Source organism: Xanthobacter tagetidis (assembly GCF_003667445.1).
In the GTDB taxonomy this organism is placed as follows: Bacteria; Pseudomonadota; Alphaproteobacteria; order Rhizobiales; family Xanthobacteraceae; genus Xanthobacter; species Xanthobacter tagetidis.
On record NZ_RCTF01000017.1, the window covers coordinates 93,547 to 116,462 of the forward strand.

Genomic DNA, 22,916 nt, shown 5'->3' on the forward strand with positions numbered 1-22,916 from the left:
TAAGATCACAATTCAGAACAAACGAAAATCTCGCGCCCCGCCTGCCCCTGGGAGAGCCTCGCGCGTGACTCGCCTTGACAGGGTGCGCCGAACACGTGCCATATATCGAACCCTATGCTCATAATATGAGACAGAAGGCACGCCAGGTCCGACATACGGGCCGGATACCAAGCCGGAGGGGAGGAAAAAATGAAGCTCATCGTGAACCTTATGCGCGGCGCGGCGCTGGCCGCCGTGCTCGGCCTGTCGGGCGCGCCCGCGCGCGCCGATGATGCCGCCGCCAACTACCCGAGCAAGCCGATCCGCCTCATCGCGCCGTTCGCGCCGGGCGCTCTGACGGACACGCTGGCGCGGCTCATCGGCAACAAGATGTCGGTCGCCTGGGGGCAGCCCGTGGTGGTGGAGAACCGACCCGGGGCCGCCGGCGCCATCGGCACCGCCGCGGTCGCCAATTCCCCGCCCGACGGCTACACGCTCGTGGTCATCACGAGCGGCCATGTGATCAATCCCAACTTCACCCAGCTGCCTTACGACCCGGTGAAGAGCTTCGAGCCTGTCATCCTTCTCACCGAGATTCCGAACCTCGTCGCGGTCCATCCGTCGGTGCCGGTGAAGACGCTCGACGAATACGTGAAGCTGGTGAAGGCCAATCCCAAGGACTACGCCTACGCCACGTCGGGCGCCGGCGGCAGCAGCCACATCACCATGGAGTGGTTCAAGACCGTCGCCAAGCTCGACAACGCCCACGTCTCCTACAAGGGGGGCTCGCTGGCGATCACCGATCTCGCGGCGGGCCATATCAAGACGGCCATGAGCACGGTGCCGACCGGATTTCCCTACGTGGATTCCGGCCGCGTGCGCGCCATCGCGGTGTCCAGCAAGAAGCGCTCGCCGGTGCTGCCGGACGTGCCGACGCTGGAGGAGAGCGGCTATCCCGTGGTCTCGGTGGAGTGGTGGGGCGTGCTCGCGCCCGCCGGCACGCCGCTCGCCATCCGCGAGAAGCTCAACGCCGAGATCGCCCGCATCATGAAGATGCCGGACGTGGAGCAGAAGCTCTCCCAGATCGGTGTCGCCTTCACCGGGGGCTCCATCGCCCAGTTCGACGAGTTCCTGAAGGACGAGATGGTCAAGTGGGCGCGCGTCATCAAGGAAGCCAACGTCAAGAACGAATAGGCGGCCGTGCCGGCGCCTGCCGACGGCGCCGGACGCCGACCACGCCGGCCGCGGCGGAACGCGGCCGGCAAGGACCTGATCGAGGACGCATGCCTTCCATGACCAGCGCCGCCGCCTCCGCCGTTGCCGAGCCCGCTCCCAGCCATGTCCGCGACGGCCTCGCCGCCATCGCCACCGAGATCCGCTTCGAGGATCTGCCGCACAAGGTGGTGGCCAAGGCGAAGATGCTCATCCTCGACACCGTCGGCTGCGCGCTGGGCGGGCTGTCCGGCGCTCCAACCCGGGCGGTCCACGCCATGGTCGAGGCCTTGGGCGGGCGGCCCGAGGCAACGATCATCGGAGCGCAGGCCCGCACCTCCTGCGCGCTCGCCACCTTCGCCAACGGCACGGCGCTGCGCTATCTCGACGTGAACGACTATTATTTCGGCCGAGACCCCGCCCATGCCAGCGGCAACCTTGCCGCCATCCTGGCCGTGGGCGAAAAGTCGGGCGCCTCCGGGCGCGACATCATCGCGGCATTGGTGGCAGCCTACGAGGTCCAGTTCCGCCTGTGCGACCATGCGGGCACGCCGAGCCTGTGGGACCGCGGCTGGCACCACGCCACCAACATGTCCTATGCCAGCGCGGCCGCCGCCGCCCGGCTGATGGGCCTCGATGCCGCGCGGACCGCCGAGGCGCTCGCCATCGCCGGGACCCACGGCAACATCCTCACCGAATCCATGCGCGGGCGCATGGCCACCATCAAGGCCACCATCGAGGCTGTGGCCGCCAAGGGCGGCGTCGAGGCGGCGCTGATGGCGGCGCATGGCCTCACGGGGCCGGAGACCATCTTCGAGGGCGCCTATGGCTGGGACCGGGCGGTGGCGGGCGGCTCGGACCTCCCCGCCCTCGCCGCGCCGCTCGACGGCACGTTCCGCATCATGCAGGCGCGCATCAAGCCGTTCGAGGCGTTCTCGCCCGCCCAGGGCCTGGTCCAGGCGGCGCTCGATCTGCGCGCCCGGCTGTCGCCCCAGCCCGAGGACATCGTCGCCATCGAGGGCCGCTTTCCGCAGCAGATCCTCGACTGGCCGACCTCGGACGGGCAGAAGGCCGCCCCCACCACCAAGGAGCTGGCCGACCACAGCCCCTATTACCTGATGGCCGTGGCGCTCATGGATGGCGCCTGCGGGCCGGCGCAGTTCACGCCGGAGCGGCTCGCCGATCCGGTGCTGCGCACCCTCCTGGCGAAGGCGACGCTGGTGGCGGACGCCGCGTTCACGCGCGACTATCACCTCGGAACCGGCGCAGCCGTCACCGTGACCCTCAGGGACGGCAGCAAAGCGGAGGCGGTATGCCCGCTGCCGCCGGGCCACCCAGACAATCCGCTCGACGATGCCGCCATGGCGCGCAAGTTCAACGAGCATGCGGATCCGGCGGTGGGTGCCGAGCGCGCCCGTGCCATCCGCGACGCGATCGCCGGGCTCGATCGCGCGCGCGACATCCGCCATCTGATGGGGCTGCTCGCAGCCCCGGCGGCGAACGCCGGCTGAGGCGAGGATCCGCCATGCTGCCGACGCCCCGGCGACCCACCGTGACCACCCATTGGGGCATCTACCGCGCCGCCATGGCGGACGGGCGTGCGATCGCGCTCGATCCCTTTGAGGGCGACCCCGATCCCTCGCCGATTGCCCAGTCCATGCTCGGCGCGCTCGATCATCCCTGCCGCATCCTGCGGCCCGCGGTGCGGCGCTCGTTCCTGGAGCGCGGCGCTGCGGCCACCGGGGCCGGGCGCGGGGCGGAGCCCTTCGTGGAGGTGGACTGGCCGCAGGCGCTCGATCTGGTCGCCCGCGAGCTCGACCGGGTGCGCCATGACTTCGGCAATTCAGCGATCTTCGGCGGCTCCTACGGCTGGGCGAGTGCCGGCCGCTTCCACCATGCCCAAAGCCAGATCCACCGCTTCCTCAACACCATCGGCGGCTACACCCGCTCGTTCTCGAACTACAGCCACGGCGCCGCGGACGTGATCGTTCCGCACGTGGTGGGCGAGCGCCTCGGCCTGCATGTGGAGCACACGCCGTGGCGCCTCATCGCCGGCCACGCGGAGCTGATCGTCATGTTCGGCGGCATCGGCGCGAAGAACGCGCAGGTCTCATCGGGCGGTATCGTGCGCCACGGCGTCCGCGCGGCGCTGCGGGCCTGCCGGGAGGGCGGTGCGGAACTGGTCTCCATCAGCCCCATCCGCGACGACACGGCCGCCGAGGCCGAGGCCGAATGGATGGCGCCGCGGCCCGGCACCGACGTCGCCCTCATGCTGGCGCTGGCGCACACGCTCCTGGTCGAGGACCTGTGCGACACCGGCTTCATCGAGCGCTACACCATTGGGTTCGAGCGGTTCGGCGCCTACCTCGTCGGCCGGACCGACGGCGTGCCGAAGACGGCCGAGTGGGCGCAGGAGATCACGCAGGTTCCGGCCGAGGACATCCGCGCCCTGGCGCGCCGCATGGCGGCCAAGCGCACATTCCTGATGATGTCCTGGTCGCTCCAGCGCGCGGACCACGGGGAGCAGCCCTATTGGATGGCGATCGTGCTCGCCGCCATGCTGGGGCAGATCGGCCTGCCCGGCGGGGGATACGGCTTCGGCTTCGGCTCGGTGAACGGCATCGGCAATCCGATCCACGATTTCGCCTGGCCGTCGCTGCCGCAGGGCGACAATCCGGTGCCGGATTTCATCCCGGTGGCGCGGATCGCCGACATGCTGCTCGACCCGGGCGGAAGCTTCGATTTCAACGGGCGTCGTCTCGTCTATCCCGACATCCGCCTCGTCTACTGGGCGGGGGGCAATCCGTTCCACCACCACCAGGACCTCAACCGCCTGCTGCGCGCCTGGCGCCGGCCAGAGACGGTGATCGTCCACGAATCCTGGTGGAACGGCCTTGCGCGGCATGCCGACATCGTGCTGCCGGCGGCGACCCAGCTGGAACGGAACGATGTCGCCTGCTCGTCGCGCGACCGCATGATCTCCGCCTCCCACAAGGTGGCGGAACCGGCGGGGGAAGCGCGCGCCGATTTCGCCATCTTCGCCGCCATCGCCGAACGTCTGGGCGCGAGGGAGGCCTTCACCGAAGGCCGCGACGAGGAGGCGTGGCTGCGCCAGCTCTATGGCGTGGCGCGCCAGCGCACGGCGGCGAAGGGCCTCGATCTGCCCGACTTCGACACCTTCTGGCGCGAGGGCATCGCCCTCCTGCCCGAGGCCGAGCATAGCGAACCGACGCTCGCCGCCTTCCGCCGCGATCCGGCCGGCAACGCCCTGCGCACGCCCTCGGGGCGGATCGAGATTTTTTCGCAGTCCATCGCGGCCTTCGGCTACGACGACTGCCCCGGCCATCCGGCCTGGATCGCGCCGAAGGAATGGCTCGGCGCGCCCGAGGCCGAGCGCTATCCGCTGCACCTCATCTCCAGCCAGCCGGCGACCAAGCTGCACAGCCAGTACGATCTCGGCGCGGTGGCGCAGGCGGCGAAGATCAAGGGGCGCGAGCCGGTGCGCATCCATCCCGACGACGCGGCGGCACGCGGCATCGGCGATGGCGACATCGTGCGCATCTTCAACGGGCGCGGGGCCTGCCTGGCGGCAGCGGTGCTGTCGGCCGAACTGCGGCCCGGCGTGGTGCAGCTGGCCACGGGCGCCTGGTTCGATCCGGTCGAGCCCGGCGTCGAAGGCGTGCTGGAGAAGCACGGAAACCCGAACGTCCTCACCGCCGACCGGGGCACGTCGCGCCTGGGACAGGGCTGCGCGGCCCATTCCTGTCTGGTGGAGATGGAGCGGTTCGACGGCGCGGCGCCGCCGGTGACCTGCTTCGATCCGCCCGCCTTCGCGGCCGGGCGCTCCGGCTGAACGGACCGCCCGGCTCCGGCCTCAAGGCTTGAGCAGGATCTTGCCGGCATGCCCGGCGCTTTCCATCAGGCTGTGGGCCTGCGGCGCTTCGGCGAGCGGGAAGATCTTGAACGTGGCCGGACGGATCGCGCCTGCCGCGATCCGGGGCCAGACCTTCTCCACCAGGTCGCGCGCCACCTGCGCCTTGTAGGCGTCGGGGCGCGTGCGCAGGGTCGAGCCGGAATAGCTCAGGCGCTTCAGCATGACGGGCATCAGGTCGATCTCGACCTTGCTGCCGAGTGCGAAGGCGATCTGGACGATGCGGGCATCATGGCGCGTCGCCTTGATGTTGCGCTCCACATAGGGGCCGCCGACCACGTCGAGGATGACGTCGGCGCCGCCCGCCGCGCGCAGCACCTCGACGAAGTCCTCGGTGCGGTAGTCGATCGCGGCGTCGGCGCCGAGCTCGCGGCAGAAGTCGCAGCGGGCCTGCGGGCTCTCGGTGGCGAACACCTTGGCGCCGAACGCCTTTCCGAGCTGGATCGCGGTGGCGCCGATGCCGCCCGCGCCGCCATGGACGAGGAAGTTCTCGCCGGACTTGAGCCCCGCGCCGAGAAAGATGTTGCTCCAGACGGTGAAGAAGGTTTCCGGCAGGCCGGCGGCGTCCTCCAGCGAGACGCCTTCGGGGACGGGCATGCAGTGGCGCGCGTCGACCACACAATATTCCGCATAGCCGCCGCCGTTGGTCAGCGCGCAGACGGCATCGCCGACACGCCACGCATCGACCCCTTCGCCGACCGCGGCCACGTGGCCGGAGATTTCCAGGCCGAGCAAATCGGAGGCGCCCTTGGGCGCCGGATAGAGCCCGCGACGCTGCATCAGGTCTGGCCCGTTGACGCCGGCCGCGGCGATCTTCACGAGCACGAAGCCCGCGGGGACGGCGGGCAGGGGGCGCGTGCCGGAAACCAAGAACTCCGGCCCGCCCGGCTGCGACAAAACGATCACCTTCATGTGGTCCGGAAGCTTCGTCATGGCCTTGCGTTTCCCCTCGTCTCCGTCGCGTTATGAGCAGGCTGGAGATGCCGCCGTCAAGACGGCCTCCGATCGCGCCGCGCGCGGATCAGAATGTGGAACGGACACCTTTTCCGGTCGTGTCCTGGGTTGACATTCCGCGGCGGATTTCCTTAAGTAATGAAACATTGTTCTAAAAAACAGCACAAAGCGCATCGCGCTCCGGCGCTCCACCTCGTCCCCCGGCCTTGCCCCAATGGCGCGGTCCGGGACACCGGACGGCGAACCTCAACGGAGAGAAGAGTGCTGCCCCTCAGCGGTGTGAAGGTGATCGAGTTCTGCGAGGTCGCATCCGGCCCCTTCTGCGGCATGCTGCTGGCCGACATGGGCGCCGAGGTGATCAAGGTGGAGCGCGAGGGCGTGGGCGATTCGCTGCGCCAGTGGCCGCCGCTGAGCAACGGCTACAGCGAGAACTTCGCCTCGCTCAATCGCGGCAAGAAGTCGGTCACCCTCAATCTCAAGGATCCGGCAGAGCGCGATATCGCCCGCAGGCTCATCCTGTCCGCCGACGCCGTGGTCGAGAACTATCGGCCCGGCGTGATGGACAAGAACGGCCTCGGCTATGCCGCCATGTCGAAGGACAAGCCGTCTTTGGTCTACTGCTCCATCTCCGCCTACGGCCAGAGCGGACCGCGCTCGCACGAGGGCGGCTTCGATCTCACCATCCAGGCGGTGGGCGGGGTGATGAGCGTGACCGGCGAGGCGGACGGGCCGCCGGTGAAGTGCGGCGTTCCGATCTCCGACTTCGGCGCCGGCCTCTACGCCGCCTTCTCCATCGCCTCCGCGCTGCGCAAGGCGCAGGTGAGCGGCGAGGGCGACCATATCGACATCTCCATGCTGGGCGCGACGCTCGCCATGGCGGCGCTGCAGACCAGCGAATATTTCGGCACCGGCGTCGATCCGAAGAAGCTCGGCTCGGCCCACCCGCGCAACGCGCCCTATCAGGCCTTCAAGGCCAAGGACGGCTACTTCGCCATGGCGGCCGGCAATGACCGGCTCTGGCGCTCGGTCTGCGAACTGGTGGGACGCGCCGACCTCGTCGAGGACCCGCGTTTCCTCAACACCGCGAGCCGCACCCGCAACCAGACCGAGCTGCGCATTCTGCTGGAGGAGATCTTCGCCGAGCGCAGCACCGCCGCATGGATCGAGGGCTTCACCGGCGTCGGTGTTCCGTGCGGTCCCATCAACAGCTATTCTGAGATTCTCGCCGATCCGCAGGTGGCCCACATGGGCTGGGTGCGGGAGACCGATCTGCCGTCGGGCATCACCACCAGGACGTTCGCTTGCCCGGTCATGCTTTCCGGCAAGGGAATTGAGATCCGTTCGCCGCCGCCGGCGCTCGGCGAACACCGCGAGGACGTCATCCGTGCGCTCGACAGCGCCGCGGCGCTGAAGGCGATCGCGGGCTGAGGCGCAGCAGGGAAAGGCAAGGCCCATGTCGACCGATATCAGCCGCCTGAGGGATTTCATCGTCCGCGCCACCGAGATCGTCGGCGCGACGAAGGACGAGGCCGCAGTGCTCGATCAGATGCGCCCGCTGCTCCAGGACCTCGTCAGCCACGACGACTGGCTTCCGGAGGAATACACCCGGCCGCATCCGCAGTATTACCAGCAGTATCTCCTGCACTGCGATCCGCTGGAGCGGATCAGCGTGGTCAGCTTCGTGTGGGGGCCGGGCCAGTCGACGCCGGTCCACGACCATACGGTGTGGGGGCTCGTCGGCATGCTGCGCGGGGCCGAGACCAGCGAGAGCTTCGAGCGCGACGCGGCGGGCAAGCTCACCAAGACCGACGAGGAAATCCTGCGGCCGGGCGAGATCTGCGCCGTCAGCCCGATCGTCGGCGACATCCACAAGGTGTCGAACGCGGTGCCGGACAAGCCGTCCATCTCGATCCACGTCTACGGCGCCAATATCGGCGCGGTGAAGCGGCACGTCTTCGTGCCGGACACCGGCGAGGTGAAGAGCTTCGTGTCCGGATACGCGAATGCGACGACGCCCAACCTGTGGGACCGCTCGCGCGAGGCAAGGGGCGCCTGACCTTGGCCGCCTGACCTGACCCCCTCGTCCGGTCGCTCGATCTTCGGCGCCGGCACCTGGAGTCCGGGCACCTGCGGCTGCGGCCGGGAGGGGTCCCTTTTGCGTTCCGAAACCTATTTCGCCGCCGCTTTGGTCGCCGCCTTGGCGGCCGGCGCCTTGCGCGGCGCGCGCTTCTTCGGCTCCGGCAATGGCAGGGGTTCCGGGGCGCTCGGCAGGTAGCCGAGTTCGCGCGAGATGGTCTCGGCGCAGGCGATCACCGGGGGTGCGAAGCGCTCGAGCGTGTCGGGCTTCAGCCGCTCGGCGGGGCCGGAAATGCCGACGGCCGCCACCACCTGCCCGCTCCAGTCGCGGATCGGCGCGGCGACACCGCATACGCTCTCGCGCCACTCGCCGCGATTTTCGCTGAAGCCGCGCTTGCGGATCGCCTCCAGCTCCTTGCGCAGCACCCGGGCGTTGGTGATGGTGCGCGTGGTGTATTTCGCCAGGCCCTGCTCCAGGCGCTTCTCCAGCGCCTCCTCGGGCAGATAGGCGAGCAGCACCTTGCCGGTCGCGACGCAGTGGGCCGGCGGCCGGTCGCCCACCCGCGAATAGGCGCGCACGGCCTGCTCGCTCTCGATCTTCTCGATATAGGTGACCTCGCCGCCCACCAGGATCGACAGATGGACCGATTCGGTGGTGGTCCGCATCAGGTCCTCGATGTGCGCCGCGGCGGCCTTCTTCACGTCGAGCCGCGAGAGCACCATCATGCCGAGGTGCCAGACCTTGAGGGTCAGCTCGTACTGTCCCGCGTCCTCGTGGCGGCGGACATAGCCGCGCCGCGCCATGGTGTTGAGCAGCCGGAACACGTTGCTCTTGGTGAGGCCGAGCTCCTGCGCGAGCGCGGTGATTCCGGTCGGCTTGTCCATTCCCGCGAGGGTTTCGAGCAGCTCGAACGCCTTGACGACCGTCTTTTCCATCTTGGCCCCAACCTTTCGACGGAAGCTCCTACCATAGCGTGCGGTCGCCTTCCATAGAGGCGGACCGCGAGCGCAGCTTGCGGAACGCCGTTTCGTTAATCAACCCGCGCCGGTCAGGAATTCAGCAGGATGACGACGCCAACCACCACCAGGACGATGCCGATCGCGTCCCGGGGGCTGGTTTTCTGTCGGAACATGTTGCGGGAGACGATCTGGGCGAACAGGATTTCGACCAGCGCCAGGGTGCGCACCCGCGCGGCGCTCTCCAGCGCGAACGCGAGATACCAGAAGGCCGATGCGACTGCGCCGAGGAAGCCGGCGCCCAGCGATGGGCGCCAGGCTTGGATGATCTCGCGCAGCGCCCGCCGATCCCTGAGCGCCAGCCAGGCGGTGAGCATGGCGGTCTGCATGAGAAGGCCGATGGCGAGTGTGGTGATCGCCGCAAGGATGTAGTTCTCCGCCTGGAGCGCCAGGATGCCGCCGCGAAAGCTGATCGCGGCCATGGCGAAGAAGGCGCCCGAAGCCATGCCGAGCAGAGCCGGCTTCAGCCGGTGGCGGTCCATGCCCGGAACCTGGCGCGCCGGCCAGCCCATGATCATCACGCCCGAGGTGGCGATGAGGATGGCGGCGATGAGCGGCAGCGTCAGCTTTTCCGAGAGCATGACGATGCCGAACAGCGCAACCTGCACCGGCTCGGTCTTGGTGTAGGCGATGGTCACCACGAACGAGCGCTCGCTCATGGCCGAGAGCATCAGCGCGGTGCCGAGGATCTGCATCAGCGAGCCGGACAGCATCCAGCCGAGCGCAACGAGCGAGGGGCGCGGCGGCATCTGGCCGGTCAGCAGGAGAAGCGCCGCGAGGAAGGCGAGGCCGAACGGCAGGCCGAACAGGAAGCGCACATGGGCCGCGGCCGTGGCGCCGAGACCGGCGATCAGCCCGCGCTGCGTCGCATTGCGCAGCGTCTGCGCGAGCGCCGCCGCCAGGGTGAAGATCACCCAGAGCCAATCGGAATGTATCAGCACGGCGCGAGCCCTGTGGTGGCGGGCGGTGAGCGCGCCGCCATGGAGGCGCTGCGCCGGGAACCGCGTCCCATCCGGCCGCGTCAGCGCCGCCGGTGGTCTGGGGTGGGAATGCACGGCCGGCGCGGGGGACGCCGGCCGTGGTCCCTTCTCGACAAGCAGGCGAGGGCGACCCCGCCGTTGCGCTCAGCCCTCGCGGACCTTGCGCTTGCGGAAGGCGCGGAAGTTCGCCTTGCGCTTGTCGAGCCAGGCGGTGGGGCCCTCGATGAACTCGTCGCTGTCGATGTGCATCGAGAGCAGCTCGGCGCCAGCGAACATGCCCGCCCACAGGCTCTGGTCGGATTCCTGATTGAAGGCGAGCTTGGCGATGCGCAGCGACTGCGGGCTCTTGTCCAGCAGTTCCTGGCACCACTCTTCGGTGGTGGCGCGCAGCTCCGACATGGGCACCACGTGGTTCACGAGGCCCATCTCCAGCGCCTGCTGGGCGGTGTACTGGCGGCAGAAGAACAGGATTTCGCGCGCCTTCTTCTCGCCCACCACGCGGTGCAGCAGTGTGGTCGCGCCCCACACCGGCACGCTGCCCATCTTCGGGCCGGTCTGGCCGAACTTGGCATGATCGGCCGCGATGGTGATGTCGCACATGACATGCAGCTCGTGGCCGAGGCCGATGGCATAGCCGTTCACCGCGGCGATGGTCGGCTTGGCCGCCGTGCGCAGCATGAGGGCGAGCTGCGCCATGACGCGCAGATGGTTGCGCTTGTGGGAGGAGGTGCGCTCGGCGATGGCCTGCATGTTGCCGCCGGAGCAGAACGCCTTCTCGCCCGCGCCGGTGAGCACGATGACGCCGATCTCGTCGTCCTCCGCCGCGTCGCGCAGGGCCGCGATCATCTCCTCGGCGGTGAACTGGGTGATGGAATTGTAGGTCTGCGGGCGGTTGATGGTGACGGTGGCGATGCCGTCCCGCTTCTCATAGAGAATGTCCTGGAACGGCGCCTTGGTGTGCTGGTTCATGCTCGGCTCCTGTACGTTTCCTGCGGGCATTACTCGCCCTTGAATTCCGGCGTGCGCTTCTCGAGGAAGGCGGCCATGCCCTCCTTCTTGTCGGCGGTGGCGAACAGCCCGGTGGTGAGCTGGCGCTCGTAGGCGAGCGCCGACTGCAGGTCCATCTGCAGGCCGTTGTTCACCGCGAGCTTCGCATAATAGACGCTCAGCGGCGCGCGCCGGGCATAGGCCTCGATGCGCGCCTTCGCGGCGGGCACCACGGCGTCCGGCTCCACCACCTCGCTCACGAGGCCGATGCGCAGCGCCGTCTCGGCGTCGATGAAATCGCCGCTGAACAGCAGGTGCTTGGTCCATTCCGGCCCGATGAGGCGGGCGAGGCGCTGCGTCGCCCCCGCCCCCGCCACCGTGCCGATGCGGCTCGACGTGACGCCGAACTGCGCATTGGCGGCGGCGATGCGGATGTCGCAGCACAAGGCAAGCTCAAGCCCGCCCGTGAGGCAGAAGCCGTGGATGGCCGCCACCACCGGCTTGGTCAGGCCCTCGATCCGGGCATTGGTGGCCGCGAACCGGTCGAGCCAGAACTTGGTCTGGAGGATGGTGTTGATCTCCAGCGCCTGCTTCAGGTCGCCGCCGGTGGAGAACACCTTGGGATTGCCCGTGAGCACCACGCCGCGGATGTCCGTCTCGCGGTCGAGCGCGTCGAAGGCGGCATCGAGCGCGTCGAACATCTCGATGCTCAGCGCGTTCTGCTTCTCCGGCCGATTGAGCGTGACAAGGGCGGTGGGAGGTGTCCGGTCGATGGTGAGGATGTCGGTCATGCGTCGTCCTCAGCCCGGCATGGCGAAGCCGCCATTCACGCTGACGATCTGTCCGGTGATGTGGCGGGCGAGGTCGGAGGCGAGGAACACGACGGCATTGGCCACGTCCTCGGATTCGCCGATGCGGCGCAGCGGGTACATGCGGCGCACCTTCTCCTCGCGCTCCTTGGCCTTCTCCTCGCCGATCTTGGTGGTGAGCTGGCGCAGCATCTCCATGCGGATGGGCGAGTTGGTGGCGCCGGGGGAGACGGCGTTGACGTTGATGTTGTGCGGGCCGACCTCCTTCGCCAGCGACTTGGTGAAGGAGATCACCCCGCCCTTGGCCGCGGAATAGTTGGCCTGGCGCTCCTGGCCCACGCGGGCGGCGTCGGTGACGATGTTGATGATCTTGCCGAAGCGCCGCTCGATCATCCCCGCGAGCACCGCCCGGGTGCAGTTCAGGGTGCCGTAGAGGACGACCTTGATCTCCTTGTCGCAATCCTCGGGCCGGGTCTCGACGAACAGCTCGTGGGCGACGATGAGGGCGGCGTTGTTGACCAGCGCGTCGATGCGGCCGAGTTCGCCCTCCACCTTCCTCACCGTTTCCTGCACCGCCGAAAGATCGGTAATGTCGCAGCGGGCCGGAACCGCCTTGCCGCCGGCCGCGCGGATCATGTCGATGGTCTCTGCGATGCCCTTTTCGGAGACGTCGTTCACGGCAATCTGCGCGCCCTCGCGCGCGAAGCCCAGCGCCATGGTCCGGCCGATGCCGCCGCCGCTGCCGGTGATCATCACCACGCGGCCTTCAAGCCCAGTATCCACCCTCAACCTCCCTATTTCACAATTTATAACATTGTTTCGTATATTAGACGATTAACACAGCTCCCCGGGCTGTCAACACGGCGCGGGCGCGCCGCCCGCCGCCGCGGATGCCCCGATCACCGCTGGGCGACTCCTTCCCCCAGCAAGGCGCAAAGCCCTCGGACATCCGCCGCCGTGCCGAGCGCGAACGTCGCATCGAGAATGGCGTCGGCCCGCGCCGGCTGCACGATGCCATCCGTCAGCGCACGGAACTTTCCGGTGATGCCGGCGCGATCCACAGGCTTCTCCGGCGTGCCGAACGAATCCAGCAGGGTCTTCTCGATCGTCCGCCCGTCCTTGAGCCGCGCCGTGAAGCCGCCCGGATACTTGGCGGGGAAGTAGGTCTCCAGTTCCGCGCTCACGCCGGCCGACACCCGGTCGGCGAGCGCGAGCACGTCGGCGCGGGCCATGGTCTCGGCGTTGAACGAGCGCGGGTCGCGGGGATCGAGCATCACGGCGGCGGAGACAGTGTAGGGCAGGGAATATTGCGCCGACATCACCGAGCGCGGACGATACTCCATGTGCCCGTCGGACATGATGCGCGGGCCGGCGGTGGTCATGTCGATGACGTCGTCGGCGCTCCAGCCGGCCTCGTCCCGGCTCTCGCGGATCGCGTCCACCAATGCGTGGAACATGCGGCAGCAGGCGTAGAACTTGATGCTGATGCGGTCGACCGCGAACTCCGTGCCGAGGTGCTGCGTCAGCCGCCAGTCCTCGGGGTGCGGGCTGAAGACGTGCACGAAGCCCGCCTGTCCGTCGAGCGCGCCGCGCGGACCCCGGAAGCCGCGCCCGGCGAGCATGGCGGCGAGCACGCCGTTGTGGGCCGGGATGCCCGCATGCAGGCGCTTCACCATGGTGCCGAGCGGGTCCTGGGTGAACTGCATCACCCCCGAGGCCATGGAGACGCCGAGCCCCCAGGCAGACTGGAGCTGAGCCGAGGTGAGGCCGAGCAGCCGCCCCGCCGCGGTGGCGGCGCCGAACACGCCCGAGAGCGCGGTCGGGTGGAAGCCGCGGCTCATCAGATCGCCGGTGAGCGCCGCGCCGGCGCGGGTCTGCGCCTCGTAGCCGGCGACGATGGCCGCGATCAGGTCGCGCCCCGAGGCGCCGGTCATCTCCGCCACCGCGAGCGCGGCCGGGATCACCACCGCGCCGGGATGGGAGCAGGACTGGTCGTGCGTGTCGTCGAGCTCGATGCCGTGCGCCATGGTTCCGTTGACGAGCGCGGCGGTGCGCGCCGGCAGCCGGCCGCGGCCATAGACCGTCGCGTCCGGGCGACCGCCCTCCTCGGTGCCGAACTCGGCGATGATGCGCGACCACGGCAGATCGAGCCCGTGGAGCGCGACGCCGAGATGATCGACGACAAGATCCATGGTGCGCTCGAAGGTGGCGCGCGGAAGCGCGGCGGGGTCGAGGACCGCGAGGACGTCGGCCAGCGCCGCCGTCCTGTCCGCGGCCTCGGCCGCCCCGCGCGTGATGTGGGCCTGTGCGTGTGCCATTGCGTTCTCCCGCGCGTTCATTCGCTCTTGATGCCGGCCGCCTTGGCGACCTTGCTCCAGCGCTCGGATTCCGTGACGATGAAGGTCGCGAATTCCGCCGGCGTGCTGGCGACGATCTGCGCGCCCTGCGCCGCGAGCTTCTCCTTCACGTCCGGCAGCTGGAGGATCGCGACGATCTCCTTGTTGAGCCGCGCGATGATCTCGGGCGGTGTGCCGGCGGGAACCAGGATGCCGTTCAGCTCTCCCGCCTCGAAGTTCGGGAACCCGGCCTCCGTCATGGTGGGCACGTCCGGCAGCAGCGGCGAGCGCTGGTCGGAGGTGATGGCGAGCGGGCGTACCCGGCCGCCGCGGATCAGCTCCAGGATCGAGGTGATATGCGCGAAGGCGAGATCGATCCGCCCGGCGATCAGGTCGACATTCATGGGCGCCGCGCCGCGATAGGGCACGTGGGTCATCTTCACGCCGGCCATCTGGTTGAACAGCTCGCCGGCGATGTGCCCGCCGCCGCCGGTGCTCGACGAGCCGAACTTGAGGCTCGCAGGCGTTGCGGCCAGCGCCTTCATCTCCATCACCGTCTTCGCCGGCACGTCGGGATAGACCACGAGAACGCACGGGAACTTCGCCACCAGGATCACCGGCGCGAGGTCCTTGACGATGTCGAAGTCGATGTCGGGGAACAGCACCGGCAGGGTGAGATAGTTGAACGAGGCGGCGACCAGCGTGTAGCCGTCCGGCGCGGACTTGGCGCCGGAGCGCGTGCCGGTGAGCCCGCCGGCACCGGAACGGTTGTCGACGATCACCTGCTGGCCGAGCCGCGCGGAGAGCTTCTCGGCGATGATGCGCGCCAGCGTGTCGACGCCGCCGCCGGGCGGGAATGGAACCACGTACTTGATGGGGCGGCTGGGATAGGTGTCGGCGGCGGCCGGCAGCGGGGCGAAGGCCGCCGCGGCGACCATGGCGGCTAAGGCGAGGCCGATGCGTCGTTTCGAGATCATGTGTTCCTCCCTCGTTATTGTTTCATATTGTGGAACAATGTTTCTTATAATTGGCGTGCTTATCCCTTGGCGATCGAACTGCCGGAGCGCGTGCGCCCCTGCCGCCGCCGCCTCGGGGCGGCGGCTCGCGCCCGCTCAGAACGGGATGCGCAGCGCCTCGATGCGGTCGTCGTCCAGTTCCAGGCCGAAGCCCGGACGGTCGGAGACCCGCAGGAACCGGCCGTCCATCACCGCAGGCTCGGTCACCACGTCGGCGCCGATCAGCCCGCAGATGCCCACGGCGAACGGCCCTTCCAGCAGCGGCCCCGGCCAGGCGGTGGCGAGGTGCGCCACGGCGGTGGCGACGATGCTGGTGCCCGGGTGGTTGCCGGGATAGATGCGCATCCCGGCGGCGCGGGCGATGGTCCAGAGCTGCCGGCAGCGCCAGATGCCGCCGTTCTTGGGGCTCTTGGTCTGCATCACGGTCGCCGCCCGGCGCTGGATCACGTCGAGCAGGTCATGGTCGGTGGCGATGCATTCGTCGGCCATGAGCGGGATCGGCGTCTTGCGGGCAAGCTCCGCCATGCCGGCGATATCCCAGGGCTGGACCATCTGCTCCGCGGCGTCGATGCCGAGCGGCTCCAGGCGCTTCAGCACCGACACGGCGGTGTCGAAATCCATGCCGGCATTGGCGTCAACGCGGATCAGCGCGTCGTCCGGCAGATGTGCGCGGATCGCCTCCACCGCCTTCACGTCCTTGACCGCATCGTTGCCGATCTTGACGGTGAAGCTGCGGAAGCCCTTGTCGTAGAAGTTCTGCGCGTCATCCAGCATGCGCTTGAAGTCGGCCTTGATGCCGATCACCGCGCAGGCGCCGACGCCGTCTCGGCACTTGCCGCCGAGCAGCTGGTAGACGGGTACGCCGAGCAGCTTGCCCTGCAGGTCCATCAGCGCGTCGGCGATGCCGGCCTGGGCGTAGTTGGAATGCCAGATCGCGTCGTCCATGTCCGCCAGGATGGCGCCGATGTCGAACGGCGAGCGCCCCACCACCAGCGGGGTGAAGTGGTCGCGGATCAGCGTGGTGATCGACGCCACCGTGTCGTTGCTCCCCTGGCGCCGCCAGGCCGGCGTCTCGCCGATGCCGGTGACGCCGGCATCGGTGTGGAGGCGCACCAGGATCACGTCCACGCCGGGGCGGATGCCCCCGGTCGCGATCTTGAATTCGATCGCGAACGGGATGTGGGCGGCGATGATCTCGACCCTGGTGATGCGCACGCCCGCCCGCACGTCGGGCGGGGCGGCCGGGGTCGGCTTGTGTTCTGCCAACATGGACGTGTCCTCCGTTTTCTTCGTCTCGGATGGTCCTCCGCTCCGCCGCCGTCCGTCAGCCGCCCGCCGCGCCGCGGAAGGCCTCGAAGCCGGTGATTTCGCGGCCGTGGATCAGCGCCAGGATCTCGTTGGTGCCGTCCGGAATCGGCAGCATGCGGATGTCGCGGTACATCTCCTCGAGCCCCGCCTCGCGCGAGAGGCCCATGGCGCCGAGCACGTTCATGGCCTGCCAGACCGCCTCGGTGCAGTTCATCTGCGCGAAGCGCTTGGCCATGGCGGAGGCGCCGCCCGCCTCCTCGCCCGCATCCATCATCCACAGCGCGCGGTAGCAGAGCATGCGGCTCGCGGTGATGGCGGTGACCATGTCGGAGAAGTTCTTCTGCACCAGCTGGTGCGCCGCGATGGGCTTGCCGAACTGCCGGCGCACGCGGGCATAGTCGAGCGCGGCGAGATACGCGCGCTCGGCGAGGTGCACCGCCTGGAGCCCGACCATGCAGCGGTTCACATACCAGGAGCGGTTGAGGACGCGGGTGCCGCTGTCGCTCTCGACGATGTTCTCGATCGGCACCTCGCAATCGTCGAACACCGCCTCGCCGAGATAGCCCTGGTTGAGGCCGATGGCGTCGATCTCGCGCGCCTCGAATGGCGAGGCCTCGCGCTCCACCACCACCTTGATGATGACCGGCCGCCCGTCCTTGCTGCGCCCCTCGTCGATGCAGGTGACGAGGATCAGGTCGCAGGCACTGACATTGGTGATCCACATCTTGCGACCGTTCAGCACCGCCTTGTCGCCCTTGCGGGAAAGCCGGGTCTTGATGCCGCGCGGATCGGAGCCGGTGTCCGGCTCGGTGGAGCCGGTGCAGGCGAGCTTGTGGCCGGCGACGAGGTCGGGAAGGAAGCGCGCCTTCTGCTCGGCGGTGCATTCGGCGTTGAGGCGGGTGATGCAGCTGTCCTGCGAGAGCATGGACATGGAGACGGTGGGCGGGATCTGCTCGAACATGATGCCGTAGTCGAGCATGGAGATGCCGGGGCCGCCGGCCTCCTCGGGCAGGCGCGGACACAGGAGGCCATACTCGGCGATGCGCTCGAACAGCTTGACCATCTCGGCCTTGGGCAAGGCGCGGTCGCGCGGGTTGGCGGCCAGCACCGGCCGCACCTCGCGCTCCACCAGCCGCGCAATCCCGTCCCGCATCCGCTCCTGATCGTCCGTCAATGCGAAATCCACGTCCTCGCTCCCTTCCGGTTTCCGTTCTGAATGATGTTGCGACGTTTCCTCTTGCCGTCACCCCGCCAGGTGTCCGCCGTCCACCACCACCACCGAGCCGGTCGCATAGGGGCTCTCCATCAGGAACAGCACGGCGCGGGCGAGGTCATCCGGCGCGCCAACCCGGTGCAATGGAAGCTTCGCGGCGACCTCCGCCAGCACCTTCTCGCGCGCCGCGTCGCGGTGGCCGTCGGTGTCCACGAAGCCGGGGCTGACCGCATTCACCCGCACCGGGGCGAGCGCCATGGCGAGCGAGCGGCACAGGGCGTCGACCGCCCCGTTGATCGCGCTCGCCACTACCAGGCTCGCGAAGCCGCGCTGGCTGGAGATGCCGGAGAACAGGGTGATGCTGCCGCCGGGACGAATGAATGGCGCCCCCAGGCGCGCCACGTTGAACTGCGACCAGAACTTGGTCTCGAACGCCTGGTGCGCCTCCTTCAGCGTGATCTCGGCGAGGGGCTTGCGGTTGACCACGGCGGCGGTGACGACGACATGGTCGAGCGGGCCGGCGCGCGCGAACAGCGCGCGCACCTGATCCTCGTCGGCCGCGTCGGCGGCAAGCGTCTCCACGGGCGCGGGAAAGCGGGCGCGGGCGGCGGCAAGGCGCGCCTCGGACCGCGACGACAGCACCACCTCGGCGCCCGCCTTCTGCGCCATCAGCGCCGTGGCAAGGCCCATGCCCGAGCTGCCGCCGACCACCAGGATCTTCTTGCCGGTTAGGGACATCTCCCGCTCGCCGCCCTGCAACAAAAATGAAGGGCCCCGCCGGGCGGCGGGGCGGTTCCGGCTCACTCGGCGGTAATGCCCGAGCCCTTGAACACCTCGGCCCACTTGGCGCTCTCGGTGCGCAGATAGTCCGCGAACTCCGCCGGTGTGCCCGCCACCGGCGTGGCGCCGAGATTGACCAGGCGGTCCCTCACCTCGGGCAGGTTGAGGATGCGCACGATCTCGCGGTTCAGCTTGTCGACGATCGGCTTGGGCATGCCGGCCGGCCCGATGATGCCTTGCATCTCCTCGGTCACGAATCCGGGCACGCCGGATTCCGCCACCGTGGGCAGGTCCGGGAACAGCGGGAAGCGGGTCGCCGAGGTCACGGCGATGGGCCGCACCTTGTTGGCGCGGATCGCCTCGACGATGGAGGTGGTGGTGGCGAACGAGGTCTGGACGTGGCCGCCGATCAGGTCGGCGGTGGCCGGTCCGCCGCCCTTGTAGGGGATATGGGTCATCTCGACCCCGGTCATTTTCTTGAACAGCTCGCCGGCCACGTGCCCGCCGGTGCCGACGCCGCCGCCGGAGGCAAAGCCGATCTTGCCGGGGCTCGCCTTCGCCGCGCGGATCAGGTCCTCCACCGAATTCACCGGCATGGCCGGCGTGACCACCAGGATCGACGGGATGCGGGCCACCAGCGTGATGGGGGTGAAGTCTTTCTGGATGTTGAAAGGGAAGCTCGGATAGAGGAACGGGTACATGGTGAAGTTCAGCGAGATGCCGCCGATCGTGTAGCCGTCCGGCGCGGCACGGGCGATCAGCTCTGTGGCGAGCGTGCCGCCCGCGCCGGGCTTGTTTTCGACGACAACCGGCTGGCCCCACGCCTCCTGCATCTTCTGCCCGACCACGCGGGCGACGATGTCGGTCGCCCCGCCGGGGGAGAAGGGGACGATCCAGCGGATCGGCTTGGTGGGAAAATCATCGGCACGACCTTGTGCCACAACGCCCGTGGCGCAAAGCGCCGCCAAGGCGAGCGCGACGGCTGCCCGCGAGATCCTGAGCATGTTTTCCCTCCCGCGCCGCGAGCATTCTTTTGGGCTCGTCTGTGACCGATCGGGCGGCGCATTGCATTATTTGAAACGCTGTTCTGTAAAGCTGGCAGATCGGTGTCGGCGTGTCAATTGCGCCCGGCTCGGGCGGTCGATGCGCTCGGGCTGGCTCCGCTCAGCCGGACCTCGATCGCGTCGGTGCGATGCCCCATAGCCGAAGGAGGGGAAGGCCCTCCCGATCGGCCCGCACGCCAGCGGCGGACCGGACAGAGGGCCGGGGGCGGCGCATCGGTTGACGACCGGGGATGCCGCTCACGGACCCGGAGCGGCACGACGCCGGCGCGTGCTCTGCCAATAGTTTAGAGGGCGGTTCACCGATCAAATGGATTCAACTTGATCGGATCGCGCGCTAACGGGGATAGCGCTGGGCCTTCTCGAACCGCCGCGTGGCGCGCTCGCGCTTCAGGCGCGACAGGCGCTGAAGCCAGAAAATGCCGTCGAGCTGGTCGATCTCGTGCTGGTGACACACGGCCCGCAGTCCCTCCGCCGCTTCCGTCTGCTCCACGCCGTCGAGGTCCTGGTAGGCCACCGTTACCCGCGCGTGGCGCTCGACCTCCTCGGTGATGCCGGGCATGGACACGCTTCCCTCGGCGTGCCGGATCCTGTCCGGCGACGCCTCCACGATCCGCGGATTGACGTAGGTCCGGGGCGCGGCGTCGCCGGGCAGTTCCAGCACCACCACACGGCGCAGGATCCCCACATGCGGCGCCGTGATGCCGATGCCGGGTGCCGCGCGCAGGGTGTCGATGAGGTCCGCCGCAAGGCGCGCCAGCGCCGCGTCGAAGGCCATGACGAGGGCCGCCGGTTCGCGCAGGCGCGCATCGGGAAACCGGATGATCTCGAGCGCCGCCATTGCTCCTCCCCGCCTGGACCGCGCCCCGGCGGCGGGGCTCAGCCGCGCAGCAGGCGCGCCCCGTTGGTCATCACCGCGTCCTGCACCGCTTCGGGCTGGCGCGCCAGCGCATCGAGCGCCTTGGCGCCCTCCGCGTCGCCGATCTCGAACGGAAAGTCGGTGCCGAACACCACGCGGCCGGGCCCGACCAGCTTCAGGAGAAAGTCGAGCACGTCAGGGTGCGCCACCACGGTATCGTAGAAGATGTCCCGTAGGTAGCTGCTGGGCGGGCGCGTGATATGTGCGCGGCAGGCGGGGTTGGCCTCGTAGCGCGGCGCCTCGTATGCGAGGTCGAGTCGGCCGGCGAGCATGGGCAGCGTGCCGCCGCCATGGGCCAGCACCAATTTCAGGTCCGGATGGCGCTCGAACACGCCGGCGAAGATCAGCCGGGCGACGCATAACGCGGTTTCGGACGGCCAGCCCACCAGCTGCAGCATGGTGTAGCTGCCGAACGCCTCCCGCTCGACGCCGGTGGTGGGATGCATGAAGACGATCGAGCCCAGGCGCGCGCATTCCGCCCAGAGGGGGTCGAACGCCGGATCGTCCAGCGGCCGGCCGGCCGCCGAGGTGGGCAGCGCCACGCCCACATGGCCCTCGTCGTATGCACGGCGGATCTCGTCCGCGCACTTCTCGGGGCTGGCGATCGGGGGAACCGCGAGGCCGCCGAGCCGGCCGCCGCCTTCGTTTGCCGCCGCGAGTGTCTGGGCATTGAGGCGGCGGGCGAAGGCGACGTCCGCCGCCCAGCCGGCATGGGAGACCACGCGGGGCGGCGGCGAAATAAGCTGCAGGCCGATATTGCGCCGTTCGAGGCTTCCGAGCCGGCCCGCCATGTCGAACAGGAGCGGGTCGAGCGGGCCGTAGCCCGCGAAGCGGAAGCCCTCGGGACAGGTCTCGATGCCGAAGGCGCCCTCCCGCGCGAGTTCGCTCAGGAAATCGCGCGAGAGGGCATGGGCGTGAACGTCGACGATCACGGGAACGGCTTGCGGGGATAGACGACCGGCGCAGCCGCGACCGCCTGGGGGAAGACCGGCACGGCCTTGCCGCCCTGCACCTGCGCCACCACGGCGGAGGCCTTCTCGTCGACCCCGGCGTCGTTGAACTTGACCGGGCCGAAGAAGGTGTCGGTGTCGAGCTTCAGCATCGCCTCCCGGACCTTCACCGGATCGACGCTGCCGGCCTTCTCGATGGCGAGCTGGAGCACCAGTGCGCCCGCCGTGCCGGCGGCGGTGATGTAGGTGGGGGTCTCGCCGCCGAACTGCTTCTTGAAGGTCTCCACATAGGTGGCGCTGTCGGCGACCACGGGGCCCTTATAGGTGAGCACGGGGTCCCAGATCTGCACGCCGAACAGGTCCTCCGCCGCCGGGCCGAGCGCATTGAGGAAGTCGGGGATGCCGACCGCGAAGGCGAAGCCGATCAGCTTCGGGTTCACCTTCAGCGTCTGCAGCGTCTTGATGAGCAGGATCGAATCCTGCACGTAGCCGGTGAGGATGAGCACGTCGGGATTGCTCTCCTTCACCGCGGTGGCGACGCTCGACAGGTCGGCGGAGCCCTTGGGATACTTGGTCGTGTAGACCACCTTGAGCCCCTCGGCCTCGGCCTTCTTCAGCGCCGCGCCGGCGAACACGTTGGGGAACAGATCATCGGGGCCGGCGATGGCGATGGTCTTGGGCGGGTCCTTCACCGTCTTCAGCAGCGACAGCATCGGGTCGAGGGTGGTGGAGGCCAGCGGCGCCGGGCAGAAGATGTATTTGTAGCCGCGCTGGTAGAGGCTGTCGGCGGTCGCCATGGGGGTCATGGTGATGACCTTGTACTTCTCGCTGATCGCCGCCGTCGCCGTGGCGATGCCCGAGGAGTAGGGGCCGAGGATGAAGCTCACGCCGTCCTCGGTGATCAGCTTCTCGGTCAGGCGCGCCGAGGTCTGCGGCTTGCTCTCGTCGTCGTAATAGATCACCTCGACCGGCATCTTCTTGTCGCCGACCTTGATGCCGCCGGTATCGTTCACCAGCTTTTCCCAATAGGCGTAGCCGTTCTTCAGCAGATGGCCCTCGCGGGCGAAATTGCCGGTAAGGCTGACGGCGGCGCCGATCTTGATCTTGTCCTGCGCGGCGGCGGGGCCGGCCGCGAGAAGGGCGGCAAGGCCGAGGGCCGCCCAGCCCTTCACCAGATGTCTCCTGTGCATGACACGCTCCTCGGTGTTGTCCTGGAAGGTGGGGGGTCTTTTTTGGAGGTCACACGGCCGCCGCGGTCCCCGGCACGAACTGTCCGAAGCCGGGGGCGGTGCGCAGCTTGCCGTCCTTTGCGACGACGGTGCCGCGGACGATGGTGTGGGTGGCCGCGCCCTTGGTGCGCATGCCTTCCCAGCTCGAGTAGCCGGTCT

General features: G+C 68.9%; 20 protein-coding genes. 5 read left to right on the forward strand and 15 right to left on the reverse strand.

The window, feature by feature from the left end; all coding sequences use genetic code 11:
• Positions 1-189 precede the first annotated feature (189 nt).
• The 3 genes from D9R14_RS18000 to D9R14_RS18010 all read left to right on the forward strand — a co-directional run bounded on the left by D9R14_RS18000 (position 190) and on the right by D9R14_RS18010 (position 5,044).
• Positions 190-1,173: a tripartite tricarboxylate transporter substrate binding protein gene (locus D9R14_RS18000; protein ID WP_121624731.1), complete on the forward strand. Its 984-nt coding sequence runs from the start codon at positions 190-192 to the stop codon at positions 1,171-1,173.
• Positions 1,174-1,271: 98 nt separating this feature from the next.
• Positions 1,272-2,702, forward strand: coding sequence for an MmgE/PrpD family protein (locus tag D9R14_RS18005; protein ID WP_170168667.1), 1,431 nt, complete (start codon positions 1,272-1,274; stop codon positions 2,700-2,702).
• A gap of 14 nt (positions 2,703-2,716) precedes the next feature.
• A complete protein-coding gene (locus tag D9R14_RS18010; protein ID WP_121624733.1) occupies positions 2,717-5,044 on the forward strand; it encodes a molybdopterin-dependent oxidoreductase in 2,328 nt (775 codons plus the stop codon).
• 21 nt (positions 5,045-5,065) lie between these two features.
• On the opposite strand, the gene D9R14_RS18015 is transcribed toward D9R14_RS18010, so the two are convergent.
• Entirely contained in the window at positions 5,066-6,055 is a 990-nt protein-coding gene (locus tag D9R14_RS18015; RefSeq protein ID WP_121624734.1) for an NAD(P)H-quinone oxidoreductase, read from the reverse strand.
• A gap of 282 nt (positions 6,056-6,337) precedes the next feature.
• Between D9R14_RS18015 and D9R14_RS18020 the strand changes: the two genes are divergently transcribed.
• Both D9R14_RS18020 and D9R14_RS18025 read left to right on the forward strand, forming a co-directional pair.
• On the forward strand, positions 6,338-7,504 hold the full coding sequence (locus tag D9R14_RS18020) for a CaiB/BaiF CoA transferase family protein (protein ID WP_245420874.1): 1,167 nt from the start codon (positions 6,338-6,340) through the stop codon (positions 7,502-7,504).
• A 25-nt stretch (positions 7,505-7,529) separates the two neighbouring features.
• Positions 7,530-8,132 carry a cysteine dioxygenase family protein gene (locus D9R14_RS18025; RefSeq protein WP_121624736.1) on the forward strand — a complete coding sequence of 201 codons (603 nt, stop codon included), beginning with the start codon at positions 7,530-7,532 and terminating at the stop codon, positions 8,130-8,132.
• Positions 8,133-8,245: 113 nt separating this feature from the next.
• On the opposite strand, the gene D9R14_RS18030 is transcribed toward D9R14_RS18025, so the two are convergent.
• The 14 genes from D9R14_RS18030 to D9R14_RS18095 all read right to left on the reverse strand — a co-directional run bounded on the left by D9R14_RS18030 (position 8,246) and on the right by D9R14_RS18095 (position 22,718).
• Complete coding sequence (locus tag D9R14_RS18030) at positions 8,246-9,088, reverse strand: IclR family transcriptional regulator (protein ID WP_121624737.1); 843 nt, start codon at positions 9,086-9,088, stop codon at positions 8,246-8,248.
• Between the two features lie 113 nt (positions 9,089-9,201).
• Positions 9,202-10,110, reverse strand: a complete 909-nt coding sequence (locus D9R14_RS18035) for an EamA family transporter (RefSeq protein WP_342634797.1) — start codon at positions 10,108-10,110, stop codon at positions 9,202-9,204.
• Positions 10,111-10,293: 183 nt separating this feature from the next.
• The gene (locus tag D9R14_RS18040; protein ID WP_121624738.1) at positions 10,294-11,118 is read right to left on the reverse strand and encodes an enoyl-CoA hydratase-related protein; all 825 of its coding nucleotides are present in this window, start codon (positions 11,116-11,118) and stop codon (positions 10,294-10,296) included.
• A gap of 29 nt (positions 11,119-11,147) precedes the next feature.
• Positions 11,148-11,927, reverse strand: coding sequence for an enoyl-CoA hydratase/isomerase family protein (locus tag D9R14_RS18045; protein WP_121624739.1), 780 nt, complete (start codon positions 11,925-11,927; stop codon positions 11,148-11,150).
• A 9-nt stretch (positions 11,928-11,936) separates the two neighbouring features.
• Positions 11,937-12,728 carry an SDR family NAD(P)-dependent oxidoreductase gene (locus D9R14_RS18050; protein WP_147453059.1) on the reverse strand — a complete coding sequence of 264 codons (792 nt, stop codon included), beginning with the start codon at positions 12,726-12,728 and terminating at the stop codon, positions 11,937-11,939.
• A 116-nt stretch (positions 12,729-12,844) separates the two neighbouring features.
• Positions 12,845-14,263 (reverse strand): MmgE/PrpD family protein, encoded by a 1,419-nt coding sequence (locus tag D9R14_RS18055; RefSeq protein WP_170168668.1) that lies wholly within the window; start codon positions 14,261-14,263, stop codon positions 12,845-12,847.
• A 17-nt stretch (positions 14,264-14,280) separates the two neighbouring features.
• A complete protein-coding gene (locus D9R14_RS18060; RefSeq protein WP_121624742.1) occupies positions 14,281-15,258 on the reverse strand; it encodes a Bug family tripartite tricarboxylate transporter substrate binding protein in 978 nt (325 codons plus the stop codon).
• Between the two features lie 135 nt (positions 15,259-15,393).
• On the reverse strand, positions 15,394-16,566 hold the full coding sequence (locus tag D9R14_RS18065) for a mandelate racemase/muconate lactonizing enzyme family protein (protein ID WP_121624743.1): 1,173 nt from the start codon (positions 16,564-16,566) through the stop codon (positions 15,394-15,396).
• A 55-nt stretch (positions 16,567-16,621) separates the two neighbouring features.
• Positions 16,622-17,791, reverse strand: a complete 1,170-nt coding sequence (locus D9R14_RS18070) for an acyl-CoA dehydrogenase family protein (RefSeq protein ID WP_147453060.1) — start codon at positions 17,789-17,791, stop codon at positions 16,622-16,624.
• Positions 17,792-17,848: 57 nt separating this feature from the next.
• A complete protein-coding gene (locus D9R14_RS18075) occupies positions 17,849-18,556 on the reverse strand; it encodes an SDR family oxidoreductase (protein ID WP_121624745.1) in 708 nt (235 codons plus the stop codon).
• A 62-nt stretch (positions 18,557-18,618) separates the two neighbouring features.
• Positions 18,619-19,602: a Bug family tripartite tricarboxylate transporter substrate binding protein gene (locus D9R14_RS18080; RefSeq protein WP_121624746.1), complete on the reverse strand. Its 984-nt coding sequence runs from the start codon at positions 19,600-19,602 to the stop codon at positions 18,619-18,621.
• A 394-nt stretch (positions 19,603-19,996) separates the two neighbouring features.
• Complete coding sequence (locus tag D9R14_RS18085; protein ID WP_121624747.1) at positions 19,997-20,500, reverse strand: peptide deformylase; 504 nt, start codon at positions 20,498-20,500, stop codon at positions 19,997-19,999.
• A gap of 38 nt (positions 20,501-20,538) precedes the next feature.
• Positions 20,539-21,510 (reverse strand): amidohydrolase family protein, encoded by a 972-nt coding sequence (locus D9R14_RS18090; RefSeq protein WP_121624748.1) that lies wholly within the window; start codon positions 21,508-21,510, stop codon positions 20,539-20,541.
• The gene (locus D9R14_RS18095) at positions 21,507-22,718 is read right to left on the reverse strand and encodes an amino acid ABC transporter substrate-binding protein (protein WP_121624749.1); all 1,212 of its coding nucleotides are present in this window, start codon (positions 22,716-22,718) and stop codon (positions 21,507-21,509) included. The genes D9R14_RS18090 and D9R14_RS18095 overlap by 4 nt, the downstream gene beginning before the upstream one ends.
• Between the last annotated feature and the right edge of the window lie 198 nt (positions 22,719-22,916).